The sequence below is a fragment of the Gilliamella sp. B2911 genome, assembly GCF_026536965.1.
GTDB classification, from domain to species: domain Bacteria; phylum Pseudomonadota; class Gammaproteobacteria; order Enterobacterales; family Orbaceae; genus Gilliamella; species Gilliamella apicola_E.
In genome coordinates this window covers 1-5,165 of the sequence record NZ_JAFNNA010000021.1, presented here as the reverse complement: position 1 = coordinate 5,165, position 5,165 = coordinate 1, and the positions used below count along the sequence as shown (strand labels likewise).

At 49.5% G+C, this 5,165-nt stretch carries 3 protein-coding genes and 2 pseudogenes; 3 read left to right on the top strand and 2 right to left on the bottom strand.

Annotation, left to right across the window (positions count from 1 at the left end):
* Nucleotides 1-139: pseudogene (locus J3U27_RS11445) on the top strand (IS4 family transposase); the annotation flags it as partial.
* A gap of 147 nt (nt 140-286) precedes the next feature.
* Here J3U27_RS11445 and J3U27_RS11440 read toward each other — a convergent pair.
* Together J3U27_RS11440 and J3U27_RS11435 are read right to left on the bottom strand one after the other, a co-directional pair.
* Nucleotides 287-1,147, bottom strand: a complete 861-nt coding sequence (locus J3U27_RS11440; protein ID WP_000027057.1) for a broad-spectrum class A beta-lactamase TEM-1 — start codon at nt 1,145-1,147, stop codon at nt 287-289.
* A 173-nt stretch (nt 1,148-1,320) separates the two neighbouring features.
* Nucleotides 1,321-1,878 (bottom strand): recombinase family protein, encoded by a 558-nt coding sequence (locus J3U27_RS11435; RefSeq protein ID WP_152953140.1) that lies wholly within the window; start codon nt 1,876-1,878, stop codon nt 1,321-1,323.
* Between the two features lie 163 nt (nt 1,879-2,041).
* On the opposite strand from J3U27_RS11435, the gene J3U27_RS11430 reads away from it, so the two are divergent.
* Both J3U27_RS11430 and J3U27_RS11425 read left to right on the top strand, forming a co-directional pair.
* On the top strand, nt 2,042-5,047 hold the full coding sequence (locus J3U27_RS11430) for a Tn3-like element Tn3 family transposase (RefSeq protein WP_001143759.1): 3,006 nt from the start codon (nt 2,042-2,044) through the stop codon (nt 5,045-5,047).
* Nucleotides 5,048-5,080: 33 nt separating this feature from the next.
* Nucleotides 5,081-5,165, top strand: a pseudogene (locus J3U27_RS11425) (hypothetical protein); the annotation flags it as partial.

The window sequence follows — 5,165 nt, the reverse complement described above, 5'->3', positions numbered from 1 at the left end:
AGGCCGAAAAAATCAGCGCTCGACACGGACTCATTGTCACCACCCGTCACCTAAAATCTACTCAGCGTCGGCAAAGGAGCCATGGATTCTAGCAACTAACTTACCTGTTGAAATTCGAACACCCAAACAACTTGTTAATGGGGTCTGACGCTCAGTGGAACGAAAACTCACGTTAAGGGATTTTGGTCATGAGATTATCAAAAAGGATCTTCACCTAGATCCTTTTAAATTAAAAATGAAGTTTTAAATCAATCTAAAGTATATATGAGTAAACTTGGTCTGACAGTTACCAATGCTTAATCAGTGAGGCACCTATCTCAGCGATCTGTCTATTTCGTTCATCCATAGTTGCCTGACTCCCCGTCGTGTAGATAACTACGATACGGGAGGGCTTACCATCTGGCCCCAGTGCTGCAATGATACCGCGAGACCCACGCTCACCGGCTCCAGATTTATCAGCAATAAACCAGCCAGCCGGAAGGGCCGAGCGCAGAAGTGGTCCTGCAACTTTATCCGCCTCCATCCAGTCTATTAATTGTTGCCGGGAAGCTAGAGTAAGTAGTTCGCCAGTTAATAGTTTGCGCAACGTTGTTGCCATTGCTGCAGGCATCGTGGTGTCACGCTCGTCGTTTGGTATGGCTTCATTCAGCTCCGGTTCCCAACGATCAAGGCGAGTTACATGATCCCCCATGTTGTGCAAAAAAGCGGTTAGCTCCTTCGGTCCTCCGATCGTTGTCAGAAGTAAGTTGGCCGCAGTGTTATCACTCATGGTTATGGCAGCACTGCATAATTCTCTTACTGTCATGCCATCCGTAAGATGCTTTTCTGTGACTGGTGAGTACTCAACCAAGTCATTCTGAGAATAGTGTATGCGGCGACCGAGTTGCTCTTGCCCGGCGTCAACACGGGATAATACCGCACCACATAGCAGAACTTTAAAAGTGCTCATCATTGGAAAACGTTCTTCGGGGCGAAAACTCTCAAGGATCTTACCGCTGTTGAGATCCAGTTCGATGTAACCCACTCGTGCACCCAACTGATCTTCAGCATCTTTTACTTTCACCAGCGTTTCTGGGTGAGCAAAAACAGGAAGGCAAAATGCCGCAAAAAAGGGAATAAGGGCGACACGGAAATGTTGAATACTCATACTCTTCCTTTTTCAATATTATTGAAGCATTTATCAGGGTTATTGTCTCATGAGCGGATACATATTTGAATGTATTTAGAAAAATAAACAAATAGGGGTTCCGCGCACATTTCCCCGAAAAGTGCCACCTGACGTCTAAGAAACCATTATTATCATGACATTAACCTATCGTATCACGAGGCCCTTTCGTCTTCAAGAATTTTATAAACCGTGGAGCGGGCAATACTGAGCTGATGAGCAATTTCCGTTGCACCAGTGCCCTTCTGATGAAGCGTCAGCACGACGTTCCTGTCCACGGTACGCCTGCGGCCAAATTTGATTCCTTTCAGCTTTGCTTCCTGTCGGCCCTCATTCGTGCGCTCTAGGATCCTCCGGCGTTCAGCCTGTGCCACAGCCGACAGGATGGTGACCACCATTTGCCCCATATCACCGTCGGTACTGATCCCGTCATCAATGAACCGGACTGCCACGCCCTGAGCGTCAAATTCCTTTATCAGTTGGATCATATCGGCAGTGTCGCGGCCAAGACGGTCGAGCTTCTTAACCAGAATGACATCATCTTCCTCCACCTTCATCCTCAGCAAATCCAGCCCTTCCCGATCTGTTGAACTGCCGGATGCCTTATCGGTAAATATACGGTTTGCTTTCACACCTGCGTCTTTGAGTGCTCTGACCTGAAGATCAAGAGACTGCTGACTGGTTGAGACCCGAGCGTAACCAAAAAGTCGCATAAAAATGTACCTTAAATCGAATATCGGACAACTCATGTCTATTATTACAAATTTACGATTTAATAGACATATTAATGTAACAGTTTTACGATGTCCGATAATTTATAACATTTCGTACGGTTGCAAAAATGTTACTAAATGCCCGTCAGGCAGGGAGGCCGATATGCCCGTTGACTTTCTGACCACTGAGCAGACTGAAAGCTATGGCAGATTCACCGGTGAACCGGATGAGCTTCAGCTGGCACGATATTTTCACCTTGATGAAGCAGACAAGGAATTTATCGGAAAAAGCAGAGGTGATCACAACCGTCTGGGCATTGCCCTGCAAATTGGATGTGTCCGTTTTCTGGGCACCTTCCTCACCGATATGAATCATATTCCTTCCGGCGTCCGGCATTTTACCGCCAGACAGCTCGGGATTCGTGATATCACCGTTCTTGCAGAATACGGTCAGAGGGAAAATACCCGCCGTGAGCATGCAGCGCTGATACGTCAGCACTATCAGTATCGTGAATTTGCCTGGCCCTGGACATTTCGCCTTACCCGTCTTTTATATACCCGGAGCTGGATAAGCAACGAACGTCCTGGCCTGCTTTTCGATCTGGCGACAGGGTGGCTTATGCAACATCGTATTATTCTCCCCGGAGCCACTACGCTGACCCGGTTGATTTCAGAGGTAAGGGAAAAGGCGACGTTGCGCCTGTGGAACAAACTGGCACTGATACCGTCAGCCGAACAGCGTTCACAGCTGGAGATGCTGCTGGGGCCAACTGATTGCAGCCGCCTGTCTTTACTGGAATCACTGAAAAAGGGCCCTGTGACCATCAGTGGTCCGGCGTTTAATGAAGCAATTGAACGCTGGAAAACTCTGAACGATTTTGGCCTGCATGCTGAAAACCTGAGTACACTCCCGGCTGTGCGCCTGAAAAATCTCGCACGTTATGCTGGTATGACTTCGGTGTTCAATATTGCCAGGATGTCACCGCAGAAAAGGATGGCGGTTCTGGTTGCCTTTGTCCTTGCATGGGAAACGCTGGCGCTGGATGATGCATTGGACGTTCTGGACGCCATGCTGGCCGTTATCATCCGTGACGCCAGAAAGATTGGGCAGAAAAAACGGCTCCGCTCGCTGAAGGATCTGGATAAATCTGCATTGGCGCTCGCCAGCGCATGTTCGTACCTGCTGAAAGAAGAAACACCGGACGAATCGATTCGTGCTGAGGTGTTCAGCTACATCCCAAGGCAAAAGCTGGCTGAAATCATCACGCTTGTCCGTGAAATTGCCCGGCCCTCAGACGATAATTTTCATGAAGAAATGGTGGAGCAGTACGGGCGCGTTCGTCGTTTCCTGCCCCATCTGCTGAATACCGTTAAATTTTCATCCGCACCTGCCGGGGTTACCACTCTGAATGCCTGTGACTACCTCAGCCGGGAGTTCAGCTCACGGCGGCAGTTTTTTGACGACGCACCAACGGAAATTATCAGTCGGTCATGGAAACGGCTGGTGATTAACAAGGAAAAACATATCACCCGCAGGGGATACACGCTCTGCTTTCTCAGTAAACTGCAGGATAGTCTGAGGCGGAGGGATGTCTACGTTACCGGCAGTAACCGGTGGGGAGATCCTCGTGCAAGATTACTACAGGGTGCTGACTGGCAGGCAAACCGGATTAAGGTTTATCGTTCTTTGGGGCACCCGACAGACCCGCAGGAAGCAATAAAATCTCTGGGTCATCAGCTTGATAGTCGTTACAGACAGGTTGCTGCACGTCTTTGCGAAAATGAGGCTGTCGAACTCGATGTTTCTGGCCCGAAGCCCCGGTTGACAATTTCTCCCCTCGCCAGTCTTGATGAGCCGGACAGTCTGAAACGACTGAGCAAAATGATCAGTGATCTACTCCCTCCGGTGGATTTAACGGAGTTGCTGCTCGAAATTAACGCCCATACCGGATTTGCTGATGAGTTTTTCCATGCTAGTGAAGCCAGTGCCAGAGTTGATGATCTGCCCGTCAGCATCAGCGCCGTGCTGATGGCTGAAGCCTGCAATATCGGTCTGGAACCACTGATCAGATCAAATGTTCCTGCACTGACCCGACACCGGCTGAACTGGACAAAAGCGAACTATCTGCGGGCTGAAACTATCACCAGCGCTAATGCCAGACTGGTTGATTTTCAGGCAACGCTGCCACTGGCACAGATATGGGGTGGAGGAGAAGTGGCATCTGCAGATGGAATGCGCTTTGTTACGCCAGTCAGAACAATCAATGCCGGACCGAACCGCAAATACTTTGGTAATAACAGAGGGATCACCTGGTACAACTTTGTGTCCGATCAGTATTCCGGCTTTCATGGCATCGTTATACCGGGGACGCTGAGGGACTCTATCTTTGTGCTGGAAGGTCTTCTGGAACAGGAGACCGGGCTGAATCCAACCGAAATTATGACCGATACAGCAGGTGCCAGCGAACTTGTCTTTGGCCTTTTCTGGCTGCTGGGATACCAGTTTTCTCCACGCCTGGCTGATGCCGGTGCTTCGGTTTTCTGGCGAATGGACCATGATGCCGACTATGGCGTGCTGAATGATATTGCCAGAGGGCAATCAGATCCCCGAAAAATAGTCCTTCAGTGGGACGAAATGATCCGGACCGCTGGCTCCCTGAAGCTGGGCAAAGTACAGGCTTCAGTGCTGGTCCGTTCATTGCTGAAAAGTGAACGTCCTTCCGGACTGACTCAGGCAATCATTGAAGTGGGGCGCATCAACAAAACGCTGTATCTGCTTAATTATATTGATGATGAAGATTACCGCCGGCGCATTCTGACCCAGCTTAATCGGGGAGAAAGTCGCCATGCCGTTGCCAGAGCCATCTGTCACGGTCAAAAAGGTGAGATAAGAAAACGATATACCGACGGTCAGGAAGATCAACTGGGCGCACTGGGGCTGGTCACTAACGCCGTCGTGTTATGGAACACTATTTATATGCAGGCAGCCCTGGATCATCTCCGGGCGCAGGGTGAAACACTGAATGATGAAGATATCGCACGCCTCTCCCCGCTTTGCCACGGACATATCAATATGCTCGGCCATTATTCCTTCACGCTGGCAGAACTGGTGACCAAAGGACATCTGAGACCATTAAAAGAGGCGTCAGAGGCAGAAAACGTTGCTTAACGTGAGTTTTCGTTCCACTGAGCGTCAGACCCCGTTAATATCTATTCGAAGCGAATGCAGATTGAAGAAACCTTCCGAGACTTGAAAAGTCCTGCCTACGGACTAGGCCTACGCCATA

Bases quoted from the DNA above. Each gene is read 5' to 3' on its own strand.
- J3U27_RS11430 (WP_001143759.1), top strand. From the start codon at position 2,042: ATGCCCGTTGACTTTCTGACCACTGAGCAGACTGAAAGCTATGGCAGA.
- J3U27_RS11440 (WP_000027057.1), bottom strand. From the start codon at position 1,147: ATGAGTATTCAACATTTCCGTGTCGCCCTTATTCCCTTTTTTGCGGCA.
- J3U27_RS11435 (WP_152953140.1), bottom strand. From the start codon at position 1,878: ATGCGACTTTTTGGTTACGCTCGGGTCTCAACCAGTCAGCAGTCTCTT.